17 protein-coding genes and 1 pseudogene are annotated in these 20,001 nt (G+C 59.9%); 4 read left to right on the top strand and 14 right to left on the bottom strand.

From position 1 onward, the window contains the following. Window positions 1-53: 53 nt before the first annotated feature. The 7 genes from betA to ALP40_RS24050 form a co-directional block, all read right to left on the bottom strand. Window positions 54-1,754, bottom strand: coding sequence for a choline dehydrogenase (gene betA, locus ALP40_RS24080; protein ID WP_122210637.1), 1,701 nt, complete (start codon window positions 1,752-1,754; stop codon window positions 54-56). Window positions 1,755-1,923: 169 nt separating this feature from the next. Beyond that, complete coding sequence (gene betB, locus ALP40_RS24075) at window positions 1,924-3,396, bottom strand: betaine-aldehyde dehydrogenase (RefSeq protein WP_122210636.1); 1,473 nt, start codon at window positions 3,394-3,396, stop codon at window positions 1,924-1,926. A gap of 106 nt (window positions 3,397-3,502) precedes the next feature. Then, a complete protein-coding gene (gene betI, locus ALP40_RS24070) occupies window positions 3,503-4,096 on the bottom strand; it encodes a transcriptional regulator BetI (RefSeq protein ID WP_122210635.1) in 594 nt (197 codons plus the stop codon). 290 nt (window positions 4,097-4,386) lie between these two features. Continuing rightward, window positions 4,387-5,565 (bottom strand): choline ABC transporter ATP-binding protein, encoded by a 1,179-nt coding sequence (choV, locus tag ALP40_RS24065; RefSeq protein ID WP_122210634.1) that lies wholly within the window; start codon window positions 5,563-5,565, stop codon window positions 4,387-4,389. Beyond that, a complete protein-coding gene (gene choW / locus ALP40_RS24060; protein WP_181114592.1) occupies window positions 5,562-6,410 on the bottom strand; it encodes a choline ABC transporter permease subunit in 849 nt (282 codons plus the stop codon). Before choW ends, choV begins: the two co-directional genes overlap by 4 nt. A 64-nt stretch (window positions 6,411-6,474) precedes the next feature. Then, window positions 6,475-7,422, bottom strand: coding sequence for a choline ABC transporter substrate-binding protein (locus tag ALP40_RS24055; RefSeq protein WP_122210632.1), 948 nt, complete (start codon window positions 7,420-7,422; stop codon window positions 6,475-6,477). Between the two features lie 215 nt (window positions 7,423-7,637). Next, on the bottom strand, window positions 7,638-7,967 hold the full coding sequence (locus ALP40_RS24050) for a hypothetical protein (RefSeq protein ID WP_122210631.1): 330 nt from the start codon (window positions 7,965-7,967) through the stop codon (window positions 7,638-7,640). Window positions 7,968-8,333: 366 nt separating this feature from the next. On the opposite strand from ALP40_RS24050, the gene ALP40_RS24045 reads away from it, so the two are divergent. After that, window positions 8,334-9,437 carry a GlxA family transcriptional regulator gene (locus tag ALP40_RS24045; protein WP_122210630.1) on the top strand — a complete coding sequence of 368 codons (1,104 nt, stop codon included), beginning with the start codon at window positions 8,334-8,336 and terminating at the stop codon, window positions 9,435-9,437. Between the two features lie 144 nt (window positions 9,438-9,581). Here the strand turns inward: ALP40_RS24045 and ALP40_RS26265 are convergent, their stop codons facing one another. Beyond that, complete coding sequence (locus tag ALP40_RS26265) at window positions 9,582-10,445, bottom strand: methyl-accepting chemotaxis protein (protein WP_409077539.1); 864 nt, start codon at window positions 10,443-10,445, stop codon at window positions 9,582-9,584. Next, window positions 10,437-11,192, bottom strand: a pseudogene (locus tag ALP40_RS26260) (MCP four helix bundle domain-containing protein); the annotation flags it as partial. The gene ALP40_RS26265 and the pseudogene ALP40_RS26260, both read right to left, overlap by 9 nt. 433 nt (window positions 11,193-11,625) lie before the next feature. Between ALP40_RS26260 and ALP40_RS24035 the strand changes: the two are divergent. Together ALP40_RS24035 and ALP40_RS24030 are read left to right on the top strand one after the other, a co-directional pair. Continuing rightward, the gene (locus ALP40_RS24035) at window positions 11,626-11,859 is read left to right on the top strand and encodes a hypothetical protein (RefSeq protein WP_122210628.1); all 234 of its coding nucleotides are present in this window, start codon (window positions 11,626-11,628) and stop codon (window positions 11,857-11,859) included. Next, window positions 11,856-12,158, top strand: a complete 303-nt coding sequence (locus ALP40_RS24030) for a cell division protein ZapA (protein ID WP_122210627.1) — start codon at window positions 11,856-11,858, stop codon at window positions 12,156-12,158. The genes ALP40_RS24035 and ALP40_RS24030 overlap by 4 nt, the downstream gene beginning before the upstream one ends. 173 nt (window positions 12,159-12,331) lie before the next feature. Here the strand turns inward: ALP40_RS24030 and ALP40_RS24025 are convergent, their stop codons facing one another. Both ALP40_RS24025 and ALP40_RS24020 read right to left on the bottom strand, forming a co-directional pair. Further along, window positions 12,332-12,592: a hypothetical protein gene (locus ALP40_RS24025; RefSeq protein ID WP_122210626.1), complete on the bottom strand. Its 261-nt coding sequence runs from the start codon at window positions 12,590-12,592 to the stop codon at window positions 12,332-12,334. 106 nt (window positions 12,593-12,698) lie between these two features. Then, the gene (locus tag ALP40_RS24020; RefSeq protein WP_236442890.1) at window positions 12,699-12,881 is read right to left on the bottom strand and encodes a DUF6124 family protein; all 183 of its coding nucleotides are present in this window, start codon (window positions 12,879-12,881) and stop codon (window positions 12,699-12,701) included. A 427-nt stretch (window positions 12,882-13,308) separates the two neighbouring features. Here ALP40_RS24020 and ALP40_RS24015 point away from each other — a divergent pair, with 427 nt between their 5' ends. Continuing rightward, window positions 13,309-14,145, top strand: a complete 837-nt coding sequence (locus ALP40_RS24015) for a 23S rRNA (adenine(2030)-N(6))-methyltransferase RlmJ (RefSeq protein ID WP_122210624.1) — start codon at window positions 13,309-13,311, stop codon at window positions 14,143-14,145. A gap of 239 nt (window positions 14,146-14,384) precedes the next feature. Here the strand turns inward: ALP40_RS24015 and msrA are convergent, their stop codons facing one another. From msrA to aceF, 3 genes are all read right to left on the bottom strand, one after another. Beyond that, entirely contained in the window at window positions 14,385-15,032 is a 648-nt protein-coding gene (gene msrA / locus ALP40_RS24010) for a peptide-methionine (S)-S-oxide reductase MsrA (RefSeq protein ID WP_122210623.1), read from the bottom strand. Between the two features lie 148 nt (window positions 15,033-15,180). Next, window positions 15,181-17,874, bottom strand: coding sequence for a GGDEF and EAL domain-containing protein (locus tag ALP40_RS24005; RefSeq protein WP_122210622.1), 2,694 nt, complete (start codon window positions 17,872-17,874; stop codon window positions 15,181-15,183). A gap of 463 nt (window positions 17,875-18,337) precedes the next feature. Beyond that, window positions 18,338-19,981 carry a dihydrolipoyllysine-residue acetyltransferase gene (gene aceF / locus ALP40_RS24000; protein WP_122210621.1) on the bottom strand — a complete coding sequence of 548 codons (1,644 nt, stop codon included), beginning with the start codon at window positions 19,979-19,981 and terminating at the stop codon, window positions 18,338-18,340. Between the last annotated feature and the right edge of the window lie 20 nt (window positions 19,982-20,001).

Genomic DNA, 20,001 nt, shown 5'->3' with positions numbered 1-20,001 from the left:
GCTCTGCGTCCGCTCTTGAGTGGAGCGCAGAGCATCGGCGCGATCATGCTCAATTACGCCTGATGGCTGATCTCACGCAACGGCTTGCCACGCGCTGGCTTGTCGCCGGCCACGAAGTAGTCCGCCGTGCTGCGCGGCAGGGGCTGGCGGCCGCGGATCTTGTCGGCGATTTTCTCGGCGATCATGATCGTTGGCGCGTTCAGGTTGCCGGTGGTGATGATCGGCATGATCGAGGCATCCACCACACGCAGGCTTTGCATGCCATGCACACGGCCCTGTCCATCGACCACGGCCATCTCATCGGTGCCCATCTTGCAGGAACACGACGGATGATAGGCCGTCTCGGCATGTTCACGCACGAACTGGTCCAGCGCCTCATCCGACTGCACATCAATGCCCGGGCTGATTTCTCGGCCACGGTACGGATCCAGCGCAGGCTGCTGCATGATTTCACGGGTCAGGCGGATGCCGTCGCGGAACTCCTGCCAGTCCTGCTCGGAGGCCATGTAATTGAACAGGATGCTCGGGTACTCGCGCGGGTTCTTGGACTTGACGTGTACGCGACCACGGCTTGGCGAGCGCATCGAACCGACGTGAGCCTGGAAACCATGCTCCTGCACGCCCTTGGTTCCGTTGTAGTTAATCGCGACCGGCAGGAAGTGGTACTGAATGTTTGGCCACTCGAACGCTTCGCTCGAACGAATGAAACCACCCGCTTCAAACTGGTTGCTGGCACCGATACCGGTGCCGAGGAACATCCACTCTGCACCAATCGCAGGCTGGTTCCACCACATCAGGGACGGGTAGAGCGACACAGGCTGTGTGCAGGCATATTGAAGGTACATCTCCAGGTGGTCCTGAAGGTTCTGGCCGACGCCTGGCAGGTCATGCACCACTGGAATGTCCAGCTTGTTCAGGAGTTCGGCAGGACCGACGCCGGAGCGTTGCAGGATCTGCGGCGAAGCAATCGCGCCGCCGCACAGCAGGACTTCCTTACGGGCACGGGCTTCGATGCGGGTATCGTTGTCGCCTACCAGATATGCCACGCCGACGGCACGTTTGCCTTCGAACAGAATGCGGTCGGTCAGGGCGTGAGTGACGATGGTCAGCGTCGAGCGTTTTTTCGCTTCATCCAGGTAACCGCGCGCAGTGCTGGCGCGACGGCCTTTAGGCGTCACGGTGCGGTCCATTGGACCGAAACCTTCCTGCTGATAACCATTCAGGTCGTCAGTGCGCGGATAACCGGCCTGCACCCCGGCTTCGACCATCGCGTGGAACAGCGGATTGTTACCGGCTTTCGGTGTGGTCACGCTGACCGGACCTTCACCGCCGTGATAATCGTCGGCGCCGATGTCGCGGGTTTCGGCCTTGCGGAAGTACGGCAGGCAATCCAGGTAGCTCCAGTCTTCCAGACCTGGCTCTTTCGCCCAGCCGTCATAGTCCATCGCGTTGCCACGGATGTAGCACATGCCGTTGATCAGCGACGAGCCACCCAGGCCCTTGCCACGACCGCATTCCATGCGGCGGTTGTTCATGTGCGGCTCAGGCTCGGTCTCGTACGCCCAGTTGTAGCGGCGGCCTTGCAGCGGAAACGCCAGTGCGGCAGGCATCTGGGTACGGAAGTCCAGACGATAGTCCGGGCCACCTGCTTCCAGCAGCAGAACGGTGACGCCTTCGTCTTCGGTCAGACGGGCTGCCAAGGTGTTACCGGCCGAACCGGCACCAATGATGATGTAATCGAATTCCTGGGACATAAATGCGCCCTCTTCAAGGTAGGTGGGGCAAATGCAAATCAGCGCGGGTCGGGTAGCGGATGACTCGACCCCTAGCACCCCATGCTAGTGCGCTACTTGAGGCGGGCCCTTTCACGAGCCAGCAGGCTCGCGAAGGCCTCGCCTCAGACGAAATTCAACTCAACGAACCTCAGAAAACCGAGGCGTAATCACCCAGCTCGATCTGTACCGACTTGATCCGGGTGTACTGGGCCAGCGAACTGATGCCGTTTTCACGACCCACGCCCGACTGCTTGTAACCGCCAACCGGCATTTGCGCCGCCGACTCGCCCCAAGCGTTGATCCAGCAGATACCGGCTTCCAGCAAATGAATCACGCGGTGGGCGCGGTTCAGGTCGCGGGTCACGATGCCAGCGGCCAAGCCAAAATCGGTATCGTTGGCGCGACGCACCACTTCGTCTTCGGTGTCGTAGCCGAGGATGCTCATCACCGGGCCGAAGATCTCTTCGCGCACGATGGTCATTTCGTCGGTGCAATCGGTGAATACCGTCGGCGCGACATACGCGCCCTTGGCGAAGTCACCGCCAGTCAGTCGCTCGCCGCCACACAGCAGGCGTGCGCCCTGTTCCTTGCCCTTGGCGATGTAGCCCAGCACGCTTTCCATGTGCTCGAAACTGACCAACGGGCCGAAGTTGATGTTTTCGTCTTCCGGGTTACCGGCACGAATACGCTTCACGCGCTCAAGGATCTTGGCTTCAAACTCGGCCTTCAGTGCGTTTGGCACAAACACGCGGGTGCCGTTGGTGCAGACCTGACCCGAGCTGTAGAAGTTGGCCATCATCGCAATGTCGGCGGCGCGATCCAGATCGGCGTCGTCGAACACGATCAGCGGCGACTTGCCGCCCAGCTCCATCGTCACTTCCTTGAGCGAAGAGCTCGAAGCGCTGGCCATGACTTTCTTGCCGGTATCGGTGCCGCCGGTGAAGGAGACTTTCTCGATGCGCGGGTGCTCGGTGATCCAGGTGCCAACTTCACGGCCACTGCCCGTCAGCACGTTGAACACGCCATCCGGCACGCCCGCTTCGGTGTAGATTTCGGCCAGTTTCAGTGTGGTCAGCGACGTGACTTCACTTGGTTTGAAGATCATCGCGTTGCCTGCCGCCAGCGCCGGTGCGGATTTCCACAGGGCGATCTGGATCGGGTAGTTCCACGCGCCGATCCCGGCAACGACGCCCAGTGGCTCGCGGCGGGTGTAGACGAACGAGGAGTCACGCAGCGGGATCTGTTCACCTTCGATGGCGGGCACAAGGCCTGCGTAGTACTCCAGCACATCAGCGCCGGTCACGATGTCCACATAGCGGGTTTCGGAGATAGCCTTGCCCGTGTCCAGGGTTTCCAGCGCGGCCAGTTCATCGTTGCGCTCGCGCAGGATGTCCACGGCACGACGCAGGATGCGCGAACGCTCCACGGCAGTCATGGCAGCCCAGATTTTCTGGCCTTTTTCAGCCGCGACCACGGCGCGCTCGACATCTTCCTGGGTGGCGCGCTGGATCTTGGCCAGTACTTCGCCGTTCGCCGGGTTGATGGAGTCAAAGGTCTCGGTGCTGCTGGCATCGACATAGCCGCCGCCGATGTAAAGTTTCTGCAATTCAAAACGGGCCATAAAGTCCTCGCAAATTCAGTGGGGGAGGCGATGACTGATTTCAGTGTGCCGGAAACATCGGGCAACACGGTGATTCAGTCGGTCGGTGATGGCGCTTCGTAAGCACTCAGTTCGCCGATTTCGCCAGTTGAAAGTCCATGTATTCGTAAGCGATCCGTTGCGCTTGCTCGGTGTCGAATGCATCGCCTGACAACGCGCCTCTCAGCCACAACCCATCTATCAGGGCTGCAAGCCCGCGGGCCGCGTTGCGTGCTTGTTCCGGCGGCAATGCGCGGCGGAACTGACAGCACAGGTTCGAGTACAGGCGATGATCATTGATGCGCTGCAAACGGTGCAGCGACGGGTGATGCATGCTGGTTGCCCAGAAGGCGAGCCAGGTTTTCATGGCCGGGCCGTTGACCTGGCTAGCGTCGAAGTTGCCTTCGATGATCACTTGCAGATGCGCACGTGGGCTGTCGTCGGTCAGGGCCTGGCGGCGATCTCTGACGGTCTGGATCAGTGCGTTCATCAGATGGCGCATGGTGGCTGCGATCAGGCCGTTCTTGTCCTGAAAGTAGTGACTGATGATGCCGTTCGACACACCCGCAAGACGGGCGATCAACGCAATGCTGGCGTCGCCCATGCCAACCTGATCGACCGCGGTAAGCGTGGCCTGGATCAACTGTTGGCGGCGGATGGGTTGCATACCGACCTTTGGCATAAACGCGATTCTCCCGAGTGGCTGAAGTGATCGTTATACCGAAATGGCTGGCACAGTCTAAAGATTTTTGATTGAACGATCAATCAATAAAAAATAGCGGACGTTCGAAAACTCTTCTGAAATTGGATGGGGAAGCTTGGATTTCTGGAAGGAACTGAGGCTGTGGGAGCGAGCTCGCTCGCGAAAAACCATGCATCAGGCGAAAAGTCCCGACTGGATTCACTGGCCTCTTCGCGAGCAAGCTCGCTCCCACAGATTCTCTGTTTACTGCGCGCCGGCTATACGCTCCTTCAACCGTGATTCTTGCCCAGCAATGCGTGATACAGCTCGGTATCACCCAGAATGCCGACGACCTGGTCGCCATCCTGAAGCACCAGTTTGTTACCGGTCTGGTAGCGGATTTGCAAGGCGTCGCGCATGCCGATGTTGGAGTGCACGAGGGTCGGGCGGCGGTCGAGGGTGTTGACGTCCTGACCAGGTGTCCAGTTTTGCAGGTCCAGCGAGTCGGTGCCCTGGCGTGCGCTTTTGATGACATTGCCGTCGGCCAGGTCCAGCCAGGAATCGCCACCCGGGTCCAGGCACAGCGAGCCATTCACCCGGGTGCATTGATCGACCGTGCGCATCAGGCTGCGGCCGCACAGCACATTCAGCGGGTTGGTATGAGCGACAAACGTGCGCACGTATTCATCCGCCGGGTTGAGCACGATCTGCTCTGGCACGCTGTATTGAACGATGCGACCGTCTTTCATGATCGCGATGCGGCTGCCCAGTTTCAGCGCCTCATCCAGGTCATGGCTGACGAACACGATGGTCTTGCTCAGCTTGCTTTGCAGTGCCAACAGCTCATCTTGCAGGCCTTGGCGGATCAACGGGTCAAGCGCCGAGAACGGTTCGTCCATCAGCAGGATGTCGGCGTCCATCGCCAATGCGCGGGCCAGGCCCACACGCTGCTGCATACCGCCGGAAAGTTCGTCCGGTTTCTTGTTGCGCCACTGCGTCAGGCCGACCAGTTCGAGCTTCTCGTCCACCAGCTTGCGCCGTTCCTTTTCAGGACGACCCTGCATTTCGAGGCCGAAACTGATGTTTTCGCGCACGGTCAGCCAAGGCATCAGGGCGAACTTCTGGAAGACCATCGCAATACGCTTGGTGCGCATCATTTTCAGTTCTGCCGCTGTGCAGTTGGCGATGTTGATCTGCGAGCCTTCATGCTCGACGAACAGCGAGCCGCGGCTCACGGTGTTGAGCCCGTTGATGCAGCGCAGCAGGCTGGATTTGCCGGAGCCGGACAGGCCCATCAAGACGCAGATTTCGCCTTTCTCGATTTCCAGGGTGGCGTTTTCCACGCCCACGATCTGCCCGGTTTTCTTGAGGATCTGGTCACGCGTCAGGCCTTCATCCAGCAGCTTGAGGGCCTCACGCGGATCCTTGGAGAAGATGACGTCTACCTTGTCGAATTTGATGATACTCATGCGTCGGACCCTACCTTGGCTTCGGGTTGCTTGCAGATGCGGTCGAGCATGATGGCCAACAATACGATTGCCAGGCCTGCTTCGAAGCCCAGTGCGATATCAGCGGTGTTCAATGCATTGACCACAGGTTTGCCCAAGCCGTCGGCACCGACCAGCGCGGCGATCACCACCATCGACAACGACAGCATGATGCACTGGGTGATACCGGCCGCGATGCTTGGCATGGCGTAGGGCAGTTCGATTCGTGTCAGCAGCTGGCGGCGTGAAGAACCGAAGGCCTTGCCCGCGTCGAGCAGTTCCTGGGGCACGTCGCGGATGCCCAGGTAGGTCAGGCGAATCGGCGCGGCGATGGCGAACACCACCGTCGAAATCAGACCGGGCACCACGCCCAGGCCGAACAGCGTCAGGGTCGGAATCAGATAAACGAAAGTGGGCACCGTCTGCATCAGATCGAGCAGCGGGCGGATGACCGTGTAGAACATCGGTTTATGCGCGGCAATGATGCCCAGCGGCACGCCGATCACGACACAGACCATCGTGGCGAACAGCACTTGCGCCAGGGTCTCCATCGTTTCCTGCCAGTAATGCAGGTTCAGGATCAGCAGGAACGAGAGGATGACGAACACCGTCAAGCCCCATTTGCGCTGGATGAAGTGCGCGAGGGCGGCGATGAGGCCGATCAGTACCAGCGGGTTGAACCAGGTGAGGGCGAAGGTCAGCCCGTGGATCATCATTTCCAGTGTCGAGGCAATCGCATCGAAGTAGTCGGCGCCATTTTGCGTCAACCAGTCGACGAACGCGGCGATGTACTCGCCCAAAGGGATTTTATGATCAGTCAGCATGATAGTGATTGTCCGCTTGCGGGAGAAAGTGAGGACTGCAGGCGGGTCGAGCCCGCCTGCAGTCGGCTTACTGGGTCAGCTTGGCTTTGGCTGCGTCCAACCCCGGTTTGCCGTCAACAGTGGTCACACCCGCGAGCCAGGTATCGAGCACTTGAGGGTTCTTCTTCAGCCACGCCTTGGCAGCGGCATCCGGCTTCATCTTGTCTTCCAGCACGTTACCCATCAGCGTGCTTTCCATGTCCAGGGTGAACGACAGGTTCTTGAGCAACTGGCCTACGTTGCTGCATTCCTGGGTATAGCCCTTGCGCGTGTTGGTGTAGATGGTTGCCTGGCCGTAGTTGGGGCCGAAGAACTCGTCGCCACCGGTCAGGTACTTCATCTTGAAGCGCTTGTTCATCGGGTGCGGTTCCCAGCCCAGGAACACCACGTCGGTGTCGCGACGGGTCGCACGGTCAACCTGCGACAGCATGCCGGCTTCGCTGGACTCGACCACTTTGAAACCTGCGTCTTTCAGGCCGAAAGCGTTCTTGTCGATCATGCTCTGGATCAGACGATTGCCGTCGTTGCCCGGCTCGATGCCGTAGATCTTGCCGCCCAGTTCCTTCTTGAACTTGGCAATGTCGGAAAAATCTTTCAGGCCCTTGTTGTAGAGCGCTTCCGGTACGGCGAGGGTGTACTTGGCGTTTTCCAGGTTGGCTCGAACGGTTTCGACGGTGCCTGCTTCGCGATAGGCCTTGATGTCGTTTTCCATCGTCGGCATCCAATTTCCCAGGAACACGTCCATGTTCTTGCCATCCGCCAGCGACTTGTAGGTCACGGGAACGGAAATCATGGTGGTTTTGGTCTTGTAGCCGAGGGATTCGAGTACAGCGCTGGTGACGGCGGTGGTCACGGTGATGTCGGTCCAGCCGACATCGGAGAAGTTCACGGTATGACAGGCTTCTGGTTCAGCGGCCTGTGCCAGCACCGGTAAACAGAGCGTGGCGGCCAACAGCAACGGTTTGGAACCTTTCATGGGTGGACTCCTTTAAGTTTCTTCTTGGTCACCTGCCCGGCCTCAGAAGAGGCGAGCACTGACGCGACTTATGGGTTGGCTATGCATTTCGCGAAGCCCCAACACTGCGCCCGGCGATCGAGGTGAGGCCGATCATGTAACAGGGGAAATCAAACGCATACTGGGGGCGTCGTATCCAGTACAGGAGGAGTCGCATCCAGTGTGCGCAAGGTCGCTTACAGATTTATTCCATCGTGCAAGCGCACTTCTGCAGGGTGGAGCCGCCAGAAAACGGCCAAAAACGTTTGCTGGTCGCGCGGCTCGAAGCCTTTGGCGCTGGTCGGTATGAGCGTGTCGGTGCCAGGCGTCGAGCGCGTGCGCAATGGCTCATGCTGCGGGCAATGCGGCTCCAGCGTAGCAGAGCCGGAGGCAGGCTCTCGGTCCTGGAAAGCCTCGTCACTCACTCGTTTGATGGCGAGCAGCGCGTCCGCGAAAGCGGTCTTTTTGAGGGGGTTAACCGAGGTTAGTTCCGGAGTGGAGGGGGCATTGCCGTTTTTAGACGTCAATCGCCTGCTCGATTTTTGAACACCTCGCTTCCCGACCGCCACCTTTTAGCGCGTGAGCGAGCGATGGCCAATGGCTCTGTCCCCTGTGCTTTGAGTAGCACTTCCCACGTGCCCTGTTTCTGTGTATTTCCTTCAGGTGCTACCGAATTGCTCATCCCGCGTGGCCATGACGGGCCTCACGGTCGCAAACAGACAGGTACGTCGCGACCGGGCAGACGCATCGCGACGTCGTTTTCAGGGGTTATTGAATACCTGATCAAGTTCAGGCATGGGATTTGCGATGTCTTTGCAAAGCCCGGTATTGATGAGGGCCATAACAAGAGCCTCGCCTGAAGCCGACCCCGCCACGTGAAAGGAGATAGTGTGATGACATCGTTCAATCAAGGGACTCAACCCCAGAACCGCGCCCCGCAATCCATCGGTTTTCTGCTGCTGGATAACTTCACACTGATCTCCCTCGCTTCGGCGGTAGAACCCCTGCGTATGGCCAATCAGCTGTCGGGCCGTGAGCTGTATCGATGGACCACGCTGAGTCTGGACGGTGGCCAGGTCTGGGCCAGCGACGGCCTGCAGATCACCCCGGACGCTGCGATGCAGCAAGCGCCGGTCATGGACACGGTTATCGTCTGTGGCGGTGTCGGCATTCAGCGTACCGTGACTCGCGAACACGTGAGCTGGCTGCAAAGTCAGGCGCGTCAGTCCCGTCGTCTGGGCGCGGTGTGTACGGGCAGTTGGGCGCTGGCCTGTGCCGGTCTGCTGGACGGTTTCGATTGCAGCGTGCACTGGGAATGCCTGGCTTCCATGCAGGAAGCCTTCCCTCGGGTGGCGATGAGCACGCGCCTGTTCACCCTGGACCGCAACCGTTTCACCAGCTCCGGCGGCACTGCGCCGCTGGACATGATGCTGCACTTGATCAGCCGTGATCATGGCCGCGAACTGTCGGCGGCGATTTCCGAGATGTTTGTCTACGAGCGCATTCGCAACGAGCAGGATCATCAGCGCGTGCCGCTCAAACACATGCTGGGCACCAATCAGCCCAAGCTTCAGGAGATCGTGGCGCTGATGGAGGCCAATCTCGAAGAGCCCATCGACCTCGACGAACTGGCCGTCTACGTTGCGGTTTCCCGCCGGCAGCTGGAGCGGTTGTTCCAGAAATACCTGCACTGCTCGCCGTCGCGCTATTACCTCAAACTGCGCCTGATCCGGGCCAGGCAATTGCTCAAGCAGACGCCCATGTCGATCATTGAAGTGGCGTCGGTCTGCGGCTTTGTTTCCACGCCGCACTTTTCCAAGTGCTACCGCGAATACTTCGGCATCCCGCCGCGCGACGAGCGCGTAGGCTCCAACACAGCACAGCAAGTCGCCATGATGCCGATCCCGCAGGCAATGGTACTGGCACCGCTGTCAGGGCCGATGTCGGCACTGAGCCAGGCGCGCAATGAATCGACATTTGCGAGTGTCAGGCTGTAGAACGCCGATCAGACGCAAGACCTGACGCAGAGCGTCCTGAGCGGCATACCCACGCAGAGCATAGCAACGATCATCTTGAGCACGCCGCCCGTGACGCTCTGCGTCACATTCCCTAGTGGACGCAGGGCGTTGGCAGGGCGTTGATTAAAGGCTGAACCGCCCAACCATGCTGTTCAAGTCGACCGCCAGGCGCGACAGCTCGGTGCTGGCTGCGCTGGTCTGGTTGGCGCCGGTGGTGGACTGGGCGGACAGGTCGCGGATGTTGACCAGGTTGCGGTCCACTTCACGCGCCACTTGTGCCTGTTCTTCCGCCGCACTGGCGATCACCAGATTGCGCTCGTTGATCTCTTCCACCGCGCTGTTGATGGTGTCCAGCGCAAGGCCCGCGCCTTTGGCAATGCTCAAGGTCGATTCGGCGCGCTCGGTGCTGTTTCGCATCGAGCTGACCGCTTGCTCCGTACCGCCCTGAATGCTGCCGATCATGCGTTCGATTTCGCTGGTCGACTGTTGGGTGCGATGGGCGAGGGCGCGAACCTCATCAGCCACTACTGCAAACCCACGGCCGGCTTCACCCGCACGCGCAGCCTCGATGGCAGCGTTCAGCGCCAGCAGGTTGGTCTGATCTGCCAAGCCTCGAATCACGTCCAGCACCTTGCCGATGTCGCGGGATTCATTGGCCAGATTGCCGATCAGCTCTGCGGTTTCCTTCACATCGCCGCTCATGCGCTCAATGGCATTGACCGTTTCCAATACCAGATCGCGTCCGTCGCCTGCCGAAGCGGTGGCGTTGCGTGACGCTTCGGAGGTGCTGGTCGCGTTGCGCGCCACTTCTTCCACTGCGCTGGTCATCTCGTTGACCGCCGTGGCGGCCTGCTCGATTTCGTCGTTCTGCTGCACCAGTCCGCGTGCGCTTTCGTCGGTCACCGCGTTCAGCTCTTCGGCGGCAGACGCCAGCTGTGTGGCCGAGCCGGAAATACGCTGCAGGGTATCGCGCAGCTTGTCCTGCATGGTTTTCATCGCTTGCAGCAGACGACCGGCCTCATCGGTGCCGTCCACGTTGATCGGCTGCGTCAGGTTGCCTTGGGCAATGGTTTCGGCGGCAGTCAATGCAGCTGCTATGGGCGTGGTGATGCTTTTGATCAGCATCCAGGCGAACACGAGGGTCAGCAGCGTGGCGGCTATCAACAAACCGATGACCCTGTTGAACGCCGACTCGTACTCTTCGGCTGCCTGCTTCTTCACCTGCATCAATTGCGCGGTGTTGATGTCGACGAGCTTGATCAGTACGGCGTTCATCTGGTCAGAGTTACTGAGCATGTCTTTGTTAAGCAGGTCCTGCAGCTCATCAACCTTGTTGGCAAGCGTCAGGGTTTTCATGCGCGATTCAAGATCACGGTACTGCCCGAGCAATTGGACGTACTGGTTGTAAAGCGCTCGCTCATTCGGGTCGCTGATCAGCTTCTCGTAAATGGCCTGGGCATCGTTGATCTGCTTGTTGCGCATGGCCAGCAATTCGATGGTCTTTTGCTGAATCTCCGGCTCGCGATTGACCAGCAGGCGGTAGGACAAAACCCGCAGACGGATACTGACTTCCGCAAAGCGATCCAGGCTTTTGATGCTAGGCACGTTATTGTCGGCGAGCACTTCGGTCGCGCCGCGAATCTTGCTCATCTGCGACAGGGCGACAACACCGAGGATCAGCATCAGCGCGCCGATCATGGCAAACCCAAGAAAGGCGCGCGGGGCGATATTCATATTGCGAAGGGACATAGATGGCTTCCAGAGTCAGAGTGCGCATTCCATGCGACAGAAACAAAACGTAACGTGAGTGGGGGCCTATCGGTCAGATGTCTGAACACTTGAGCGCTGTGTTCCAATCCGCGCCGCCCGTTTCATGACGTTTTTTTCACGCTGACGGTTTTACAGTCGCAACGCCTTGAAAATACTGACTGCCGGGGCTTCTGGCCCACAGAGTGGTGCCCTGCGGCTGTGCGTTTTTGTCGCAGGCGGGAACGGTCTGACGAACAGCCGGAACAAGGCCTCATTATCGTAGTCACAAGGCCCCCATGCGTTCCGTTATCGACGTGTCCATGACGTAAGACGCCCGCGCCCAAGGGCCTGGACGCTGGCATGCGCAGTGACTTTTCTTTATCGTGTGCGCCCGTTGAAATTTGCTTGAGTAATCAAAATGTTGGAAGCCTCCCTAAGCCAGTTGGAACACCTTGTCGGTGACCTGGTACACCAGAACCAGAACCTGCAGGAAACGAACGCCCAGCTCACCGCAGAGTTGGCAAAAGTCAGGGACGAAAACGACAGTTTGCAGCTGAGTCTGATGGAACAGGAAGAAAAGCAGGGCAGCACCGCCGCCCGTATTCAGGCACTGGTTGATCGGGCAACCAGCGCCAGCGCTGTCGGCGCATGAGCTTCGACCGAGACGGGGTGACCGTCCTTTCGATCCTGGGCAATCAATACTCGGTAAAAGCCCCGGAAGGCGAGGACGTCAAACTCCTCCAGGCCGCCGCCATGCTCAACGCCTCGCTGGCCGATACCAAACGCAAATACCCGACCCTCATCGGCGACCGCCTGCTCGTGCTGGCCGCGCTGAACCTGTGCTCCCAACAGATCGACCTGAAAGACAAGCACAAGGGCGAGCTGGCGCGGTATGAAGATCAAGTCAGTGCGACGGTTGAAGTGATTGCCAAGACGCTTTCGCAGGGTTGAGGGCTGGCTCGCCGCAGACACGGGACCTTGGGGAGCGGCTTGCAGGATAGCGTCAGTTCAGTCACTTGCCTGTGGCCTGGACCACCGCTTCGCCGGCGAGCCGCCTCCCACACGATGACGTTTCGTCAGTAGGGTCCGTGTTGTGTGAGGACGCGCTCCGCGTCACACCCGATTCAGCCCTGACTCTGTCTGTATGCCGCCAATGCAGGCAGCAGTTGCTGGTCTATGGCTTGGCGCACGGCAGGGAGGATGGTGGCGCTGCCGGTCAGGAGTTGTTCGACCAGACGCCGAAGTGCGGTGGCGCGCTCTGCGTTGAGGCCGCGCACCACGTGGGCGCAGGCCTGTTCGGCTGTGGCGCCGCCGGGCATCTCGAAGCCTAGCGCCCTGAATTGGCCAATCAGGTCTTCTTGATCAATCAGGTCCGCGTGCATCATGGCGTGTCTTTCCTTGTTCGAATGTGCCTCGATTCTGGTAGCAGCCTTACGCTCGGGCAACCCTATTGTCTCGCCAATGGCCGGATTGGCTAAGAGCGTGTCGTTTTCAGTGGGTGGACAGGCTGTCCAGCGTCTGGTCCACCATGACCTTGGCCATTTCGGCCAGGTGCATGATCGTCAACGTAAGGTCGCGCTGGGCGCCGCTCATGCTGTCGCTGAATTCATAGGCGCTGGTCACTGCGCAGCGCAGCAGGTCGCTGGCGTGCATGAGCGCGTCTTCATGGCTCATGGTGGGATTGGCTCGGAAGGCGGGTGGATCGGGGACGATTTTTAGCATGTGATGTATCTCCTGAAACTCTCATAGAAGACCATCACCTTCGGCTACTAAACGAGGGTGGTGATCATGCGCAGGTAGTAGCCCGGTCCAGGAACCCGGTGCATCCGAAGATGCCCCACGCACGACCACCATAAAATGCAGGCCGTAAAAAAGCGCCTTGCACAAGGTGGCGCATTGCGCCTGGAGAACGAGGGCTACTACTCCTCATCGCTGAATTTGCAGCGACCGGCGCAGAGTAGTGACCAGGATCGACAGGCACAAGGGCTCGGGAGTTTCTCGGAAACGTCCTGCAAAGGAAAGGGACAGATCCCGCAAATACGTTACAAATTCTTGTTCACCGCTCAGTTTTGCTAAACTGCGCAGCCTTCCAGGAGCTGCCATGAATTACCGTCACGCCTACCACGCTGGCAACCACGCCGACGTGTTCAAACACATCGCACTGACTCGCTTGATCGCCCTCATGGCGCGCAAGGAGCAGCCGTTCGCCTATCTCGACACCCACGCAGGCCTTGGGCTGTACGACCTGAAAGGCGATCAGGCCACCCGTACCGGCGAATGGCTGGAAGGCATTGGCCGTTTGTGGGACGCGTCAGACGTGCCTGCTTTAGCTGCCGATTACCTGCAAGTGCTGCACGACATGAACCCGGAGGGTGAACTGCGCTACTACCCCGGCTCCCCCGAGCTGGCCCGTCGCCTGACCCGTGAACGCGAGCGTGTACTGCTTAATGAGAAGCACCCCGAAGACGGCCGTCTGCTCAAAGAAAACATGAAGGGTGATCGTCGCGTCGCCGTTCACCTGGGCGAAGGCTGGCATGTGCCGCGTGCATTGCTGCCGGTTGCCGAGAAGCGTGCGGTGATGCTCATCGATCCACCCTTCGAGCAGCTCGATGAAATGAAGCGCTGCGCCGTGGCGCTGAAGGAAACCATTGGACGCATGCGCCAGACAGTGGCGGCGATCTGGTATCCGATCAAGGACCCGCGCCTGCTCAGACGCTTCTATCAGGACCTCGCTGAAACCGGCGCGCCCAAGCTGCTGCGCGTCGAACTGTACGTCCATCCGCTGGACACACCGGCCAGCCTGAACGGCTCCGGCCTGGCCATCGCCAACCCGCCGTGGGGGCTTGAAGAAGAACTGCGCGAGCTGATGCCCTACCTGGCCGACAAACTGGGTCAGACACAGGGCGGCTGGAAGATGGATTGGTTGATTGCGGAGTGATGGAGTGCGCAATGATTGATCGTTACCACGCTCCAGCGTGGTAACGCCTCTCGGGACGCTCCGCGTCCGGGGACACGGTTAGAAGGGGTATATAAGGATGTGACGCGCAGCGTCACGGGATGCGTGCCCACGCGGAGCGTCGGCACGATCACCCACTGCATAGCCGTCAGATGTACCAGCCTTTTCGCGGACAGGTCCGCTCCACCGGTATGCAGTCAGGGCACGATCAGTACCTGGCCTCAAGCCGGCAGACAAACCCCGGTGCCGCCCAGGCCGCAATAGCCCTGCGGATTCTTCGCCAGGTACTGCTGGTGATACGCCTCGGCGAAGAACACTGTCGGCGCCTCTTCGATTTCAGTAGTGATCCCGCCCAGCCCGGCCTTGCTCAGTTCAGCCTGAAACGCTTCGGCGCTGGCTTTGGCGGCGTCGAGTTGTTCAGGCATCGTGCAGTAGATCACCGAGCGGTATTGCGTGCCGATGTCGTTGCCTTGGCGCATGCCCTGAGTCGGGTTATGGGCTTCCCAGAACACTTTGAGCAGCGACTCATAGCTGATTTTCTCGGGCTCGTAGACAACCAGCACCACTTCGGTGTGGCCTGTCAGGCCGGAGCAGACTTCTTCGTAGGTCGGGTTCGGCGTGAAGCCGCCCGCATAGCCTACGGCCGTGCTCACCACACCTTCCTGTTGCCACAGGCGGCGTTCGGCGCCCCAGAAGCAACCCATGCCGAAGATGGCGAATTCCACATTGTTGGAGAACGGCCCCAACAGTGGGTTGCCGTTGACGTAATGGGTTTCCGGGAGCGCCATTGGGGTTTCACGACCCGGCAGTGCTTGTTCGGCGGTAGGCAGTACGTTTTTATTCACTAGAATTTCCGAGCGCAAAGTCATGAACCATATCCTCTCGTTTAGAGACAGGCAGCAGGGGCCAGGACGGATGAATACAAGTACATAGGTCCCGTTACACGCAGAAACAAGAGCTGCCGTGTAAAAACAGACCGACAGTGTGCCCGACAGTGAAGGGCTCAGGAAGGGGTGGTCAGGCGGACGGTCGGCGCGGGTAACGTTGCAGTTTCTGGATTAGCTCTTCGCCGGGGATGGGCTTGTCGAACAGATAACCCTGTCCGACGTCGCAGCGGTGGCGGCGCAGGAAGGCCAATTGAGCTGCGGTTTCAATGCCCTCGGCCACGACCTTGAGCTTGAGGTTGTGCGCCATTGCAATGACCGCCGAGGTGATTTCCATGTCGTCTTCATCATCCGGAATGTCGCGGATGAAGCTGCGATCGATCTTGATCACATCGATGGGAAATTTTTTCAAATAGCTGAACGACGAGTATCCGGTGCCGAAGTCGTCCATCGCCAGCGACAGGCCGAGCTTTTTCAGCGAGTCCAACTGCTGGCGTGTGTCCTCGGTGGCTTCCAGCAACAGGCCTTCGGTCAGCTCCAGTTCCAGCAGCGACGGGTCGAGCGCTTCCTCTTTGAGGATCGAGGCAATCGAGGACACCAGGTCCGGGTCGGAGAACTGTTTGGGCGAGACGTTGATGGCCACCTGAAGATTGCCGAAACCGGCGGCGGTCAGGTCCTTGCTCATGCGGCAAGACTGGCGAGCCACCCATTTGCCGATCGGGATGATCAGGCCGGTTTCTTCCGCCACGCTGATGAACTGGTCAGGACGAATCATGCCCTTCTCGGGGTGATTCCAGCGCAGCAACGCTTCCATACCGATCAAGCGGCCCGTCAGCAGGCAGAGTTTGGGCTGATAGAAGACTTCCAGCTCGTTTTGCGTCAGGGCGCGACGCAGGTTGTTCTCCACGAACAGCTTATAGCTGGCCTCGGCGTTCAGCGCTTCGGTGAACACTTGTACCTGATGCTTGCCGTTGGCCTTGGCCTTGTGCAGCGCCAGACCTGCGTTCTTCATCAGGGTTTGCGGGTCGCGTCCGTGCAGAGGCGCACAGGCGAGCCCGACGGAGCCGGTGACGCTGATCAACTGGTTATCGACGAACATCGGCTTGTCCAGCGTCGCCAGTACCTGGCTGGCGATGGCCTGGCCTGCCTCCTGATCGGTGTGGTCGAGCAGGACCGCGAACTCGTTACTGGCAAAACGCGCCAGGACGTCAGTCGGGCTCAACGTGTTGCGCAGGCGGCGTGCGAGGCTGATCAGCAGCTTGTCGCCGGTCTGGTGGCCCAGGCTGTCGTTGATGCGCTTGAAGTTGTCGATGTCGACCAACAGCAGGCTCATGGGCGTGTCGGTGTCACGGCCGAAACGCTCATCCAGGTTGCGAATGAACGCGGGTCGATTGCCCAGATTGGTCAGGTTGTCGGTGTAGGCAAGGCGCTCGATTCGCTGTTGCGCGAGCTTGCTTTGCGTAATGTCTTCGTAGATGCCTATGTAATGCGTCAGCTCCCGGTTGTCGCCGTAGACTTTGGAGATCGACAATTGGCTCCAGTACGGTTCCAGGTTCTTGCGACGGCTCTTGAACTCGCCCTGCCAACTGTTGCTCGTGGTCAGGCTGGAATTGGCTTCCAGTAACAGCTCGTTGAGATTCTCCAGCGCCGGCAGCTCCGACAGCTTGCGGCCAGCCACTTCTTCGGAGCTGTACTGAGTGATGGCCGTGAAGCTTGGGTTGACGTACTCGACCACGCCGTCGCAATTGACCAGCAGAAAAGCGTTGGCGCTTTGCTCGACCGCGCGCTGAAACAAGTGCAGCGCATTGGTCGCGGCGCGTCGGTTGAGGTTGTTGATGACCTGCGCGAACTGGTCGGCCAGCTCGCCGGCGAAGGCGATCTCGTCGGACTGCCATTCGCGTGTGGCGCCGGTCTGCTCCAGGCACAGCACGCCCACCACCTGGCCATCGATGCGAATGCTCGCGTCGAGAATGGCGTTGACCTGCATCGGGTAGAGGATTTCGGCCATCTCCCGGGTGCGAGGATCGGACTGGGCGTTGGCCGCGTCAATGGCTCGGCTGGTGTGCAGCGCCTGCAAGTAGTTGGGGTAGGGGCTGATATCGACGATTGAGCGAGGCTTATAACTGCCCGTTTCACGGCAATAATCGGCAATCGGCTCCAGGCACGTGTCGTTGAGGTTCCAGATGCAGACGCGATCGACGTCATAGATGTCGCAGGCGCTTTTGGTGATCAGCTCTGCGGCTTCCAGCAAGGTGTTGGTGGTCGTGTAGCGGTGGCGCGTCAGGCGCAGGATCAGGTCCTGCTGGGCGCGTACACGCTCCAGATGCGCGTACTGGTCACGCTGGGCGCGCTGGTTGAGCTCCAGCGCGATTTGCAGGCGCGAGTTGCGTGTTTCAAGGTCGCTGTCGACTGGCGGCTCGTCTTCTGCGAGCGAGGCTTCGACGATGAGCAGGTAACCGCGCAGAAGGTGACGATTGTGCTGCTTGTAGGCTTCGCCGATTTCCAGCAGGGCGAGCGGGCCTTTGGGGGTGTGCAGCGTGTAGCGAATCGAATAATTGTTGGACGTGGCCAGTTGCAGCTGCACCTCGTCGTGCAACTGATAGCGCGCTTCAGGCTCCATCAGGCTGGCGTAGGGTGATCCAATCAGGGCGCAGAGATCCACGGCAGACAGGCCGAACTGTTTTTCACAGTTAGCGTCGAGGTACAACAGCGCCCAATTGGCTTCATTAAGCCGCTCGAAACGCAGCATGCCCAGGCGCGAAGGCACGGGCAATTGCGTCACTACCTCGGCTGCGGATCTACCGGCAGCATCGGTCTGGCTCTTCATCAACAAATTCGCTTCCGGAATACTGATTGCGTTGGGCCAAAGGCCTGCATACGCGTATGGCAAGGTTGCATCATGCAGGTCAGGCTTACAAGAGACTGCGGTGGCTTAGTGCTATAAAAGTGTCGGCCGCAAGGGCCAGATCTTCAGCGCAGGTGGTCGGATAGGCGAAACGATTCAGTTTTGAGGGGTAAAAGGCCTGCCTTTAGAGGGGAATAGTCGCGCATAAGGCAGCCGATAGCTCGTGAAACTAATCGGTTAAACGTGCAGACGTTAGCGTTTCGCGTCATCTTGCGACGGGACGCACGATCATCATGGTCAGGCGGCCAGTGAGGCGCTGCTTCATATCGACGGTCACGAACCAGCAGGCAAAAAAAAGCCCCGCTTGAAGGCGGGGTTGAGGTTCGAGCGTGGCAGCTCGTAAACACGTGCGGCAAGGCCCGCCGTGAGGCGGGCCTGCTCGGGCTTACAGCAGGATTGTGCGGATGTCCGCCAGCAATTCGCTCAAGCGCTTGGTGAAGCGGGCAGCGGCCGCGCCGTTGATCACGCGGTGATCGTAAGACAGCGACAGAGGCAGCATCAGTTTTGGCTGGAAGGCTTTACCGTCCCAGACAGGCTGGATGGTGGCCTTGGAAACACCCAGGATCGCCACTTCCGGCGCGTTGACGATTGGCGTGAAGCCAGTGCCGCCAATGTGACCGAGGCTGGAGATGGTGAAGCAGGCGCCTTGCATGTCGTTGGCGGTCAGCTTCTTGGTACGGGCCTTTTCAGCCAGTGCAGCAGCTTCGGCAGCCAGTTGCAGCAGGCTCTTCTGATCGACGTCGCGGATGACCGGGACCAGCAGGCCGTCCGGGGTGTCCACGGCAAAGCCGATGTGCACGTACTTCTTGCGGATCACCGCCTTGCCGCTAGGTGCCAGCGAGGCGTTGAAGTCCGGCAGTTCCTTGAGCAGGTGTGCGCAGGACTTGAGCAACAAAGGCAGCACGGTCAGCTTGACGCCAGCCTTCTCGGCAGCGCCTTTCTGCGCGACGCGGAAAGCTTCCAGTTCGGTGATGTCGGCCTGGTCGAATTGCGTGACGTGCGGGATGTTCAGCCAGCTGCGGTGCAGACCGGTTGCGCCCAGTTGCATCAGGCGTGTCATCGGCACTTCTTCGATTTCGCCGAAACGGCTGAAGTCGACTTCCGGGATCGGCTGGATGCCCATGCCGCCGCTTGCGCCGCCAGCTGGTGCTTGCTTGGCCTTCTGCATCATGGCCTTGACGTAAGCCTGAACGTCTTCCTTCAGCACTCGGCCGTGTGGGCCGGAGGCGCTGACCGCGTTCAGCTCGACGCCGAATTCGCGGGCCAGTTGACGCACCGCCGGGCCTGCGTGGACCTTGGCGCCGTCTTTGGCCGGAGCAGCCGGTGCTGGCGCGGCGTCTGCCTTGGGAGCAGGTGCTGCGGCCGGAGCCGGTGCGGCTTCAGTCTTGGCCGGTGCTGCCGCCGGTGCGCTGGCTGCCGGAGCAGGGGCTGCGGCCGGTGCTGCGCCTTCGACTTTCAGCTTGAGGATCAGGTCGCCGGTGCCGACTTCCTGGTCCAGCTTGACTTCGATGCTTTCGACCACGCCCGCTGCCGGAGAGGGAATCTCCATGCTGGCCTTGTCGGATTCCAGGGTGATCAGTGATTGATCGGCCTGGATGCTGTCGCCGACCTTGACCATCAGTTCGATGATCTTGGCCTTGCCCGACGAACCGATGTCCGGCACGTGGATGTCCTGAACCGAAGCGGCAGCGGCAGGCGCTGGTGCGGCGGCTGGTGCAGGTGCGGCTTCAGCCGGTTTTTCGGCAGCAGCCGGGGCAGCAGCAGGCGCGGCCTCGGCCGGCGCGGCAGCAGCCTCGCCTTCGATTTCCAGCTCGAACAACTCGTCGCCTTCTTTCAGGCGGTCGCCCAGCTTGACCTTCATGGCCTTGATCACGCCCGCCTTGGGAGCAGGGATTTCCATGCTTGCCTTGTCGGACTCAAGCGTCAGAACGCTCTGGTCGGCTTCGATGCGATCACCGACCTTGACCATCAATTCAATGACTTCACCTTCACCGTTGCCGATGTCGGGTACGCGAATTAGCTCACTCACTCTGTATCTCCTTGGGAGAA

Origin of the sequence: Pseudomonas viridiflava, assembly GCF_003702045.1 — a bacterium.
Taxonomy (GTDB): domain Bacteria; phylum Pseudomonadota; class Gammaproteobacteria; order Pseudomonadales; family Pseudomonadaceae; genus Aquipseudomonas; species Aquipseudomonas viridiflava_C.
This window is presented reverse-complemented; position numbering and strand designations above follow the sequence as displayed.

Excerpts from the sequence above, each read along its gene's own strand:
- betA (WP_122210637.1), bottom strand. The coding sequence starts at position 1,754 with ATGTCCCAGGAATTCGATTACATCATCATTGGTGCCGGTTCGGCCGGT.
- betB (WP_122210636.1), bottom strand. The coding sequence starts at position 3,396 with ATGGCCCGTTTTGAATTGCAGAAACTTTACATCGGCGGCGGCTATGTC.
- betI (WP_122210635.1), bottom strand. The coding sequence starts at position 4,096 with ATGCCAAAGGTCGGTATGCAACCCATCCGCCGCCAACAGTTGATCCAG.
- choV (WP_122210634.1), bottom strand. The coding sequence starts at position 5,565 with ATGAGTATCATCAAATTCGACAAGGTAGACGTCATCTTCTCCAAGGAT.
- ALP40_RS24055 (WP_122210632.1), bottom strand. The coding sequence starts at position 7,422 with ATGAAAGGTTCCAAACCGTTGCTGTTGGCCGCCACGCTCTGTTTACCG.
- ALP40_RS24045 (WP_122210630.1), top strand. The coding sequence starts at position 8,334 with ATGACATCGTTCAATCAAGGGACTCAACCCCAGAACCGCGCCCCGCAA.
- ALP40_RS26265 (WP_409077539.1), bottom strand. The coding sequence starts at position 10,445 with ATGCAGGACAAGCTGCGCGATACCCTGCAGCGTATTTCCGGCTCGGCC.
- ALP40_RS24035 (WP_122210628.1), top strand. The coding sequence starts at position 11,626 with ATGTTGGAAGCCTCCCTAAGCCAGTTGGAACACCTTGTCGGTGACCTG.
- ALP40_RS24030 (WP_122210627.1), top strand. The coding sequence starts at position 11,856 with ATGAGCTTCGACCGAGACGGGGTGACCGTCCTTTCGATCCTGGGCAAT.
- ALP40_RS24025 (WP_122210626.1), bottom strand. The coding sequence starts at position 12,592 with ATGATGCACGCGGACCTGATTGATCAAGAAGACCTGATTGGCCAATTC.
- ALP40_RS24020 (WP_236442890.1), bottom strand. The coding sequence starts at position 12,881 with ATGAGCCATGAAGACGCGCTCATGCACGCCAGCGACCTGCTGCGCTGC.
- ALP40_RS24015 (WP_122210624.1), top strand. The coding sequence starts at position 13,309 with ATGAATTACCGTCACGCCTACCACGCTGGCAACCACGCCGACGTGTTC.
- msrA (WP_122210623.1), bottom strand. The coding sequence starts at position 15,032 with ATGACTTTGCGCTCGGAAATTCTAGTGAATAAAAACGTACTGCCTACC.
- ALP40_RS24005 (WP_122210622.1), bottom strand. The coding sequence starts at position 17,874 with ATGAAGAGCCAGACCGATGCTGCCGGTAGATCCGCAGCCGAGGTAGTG.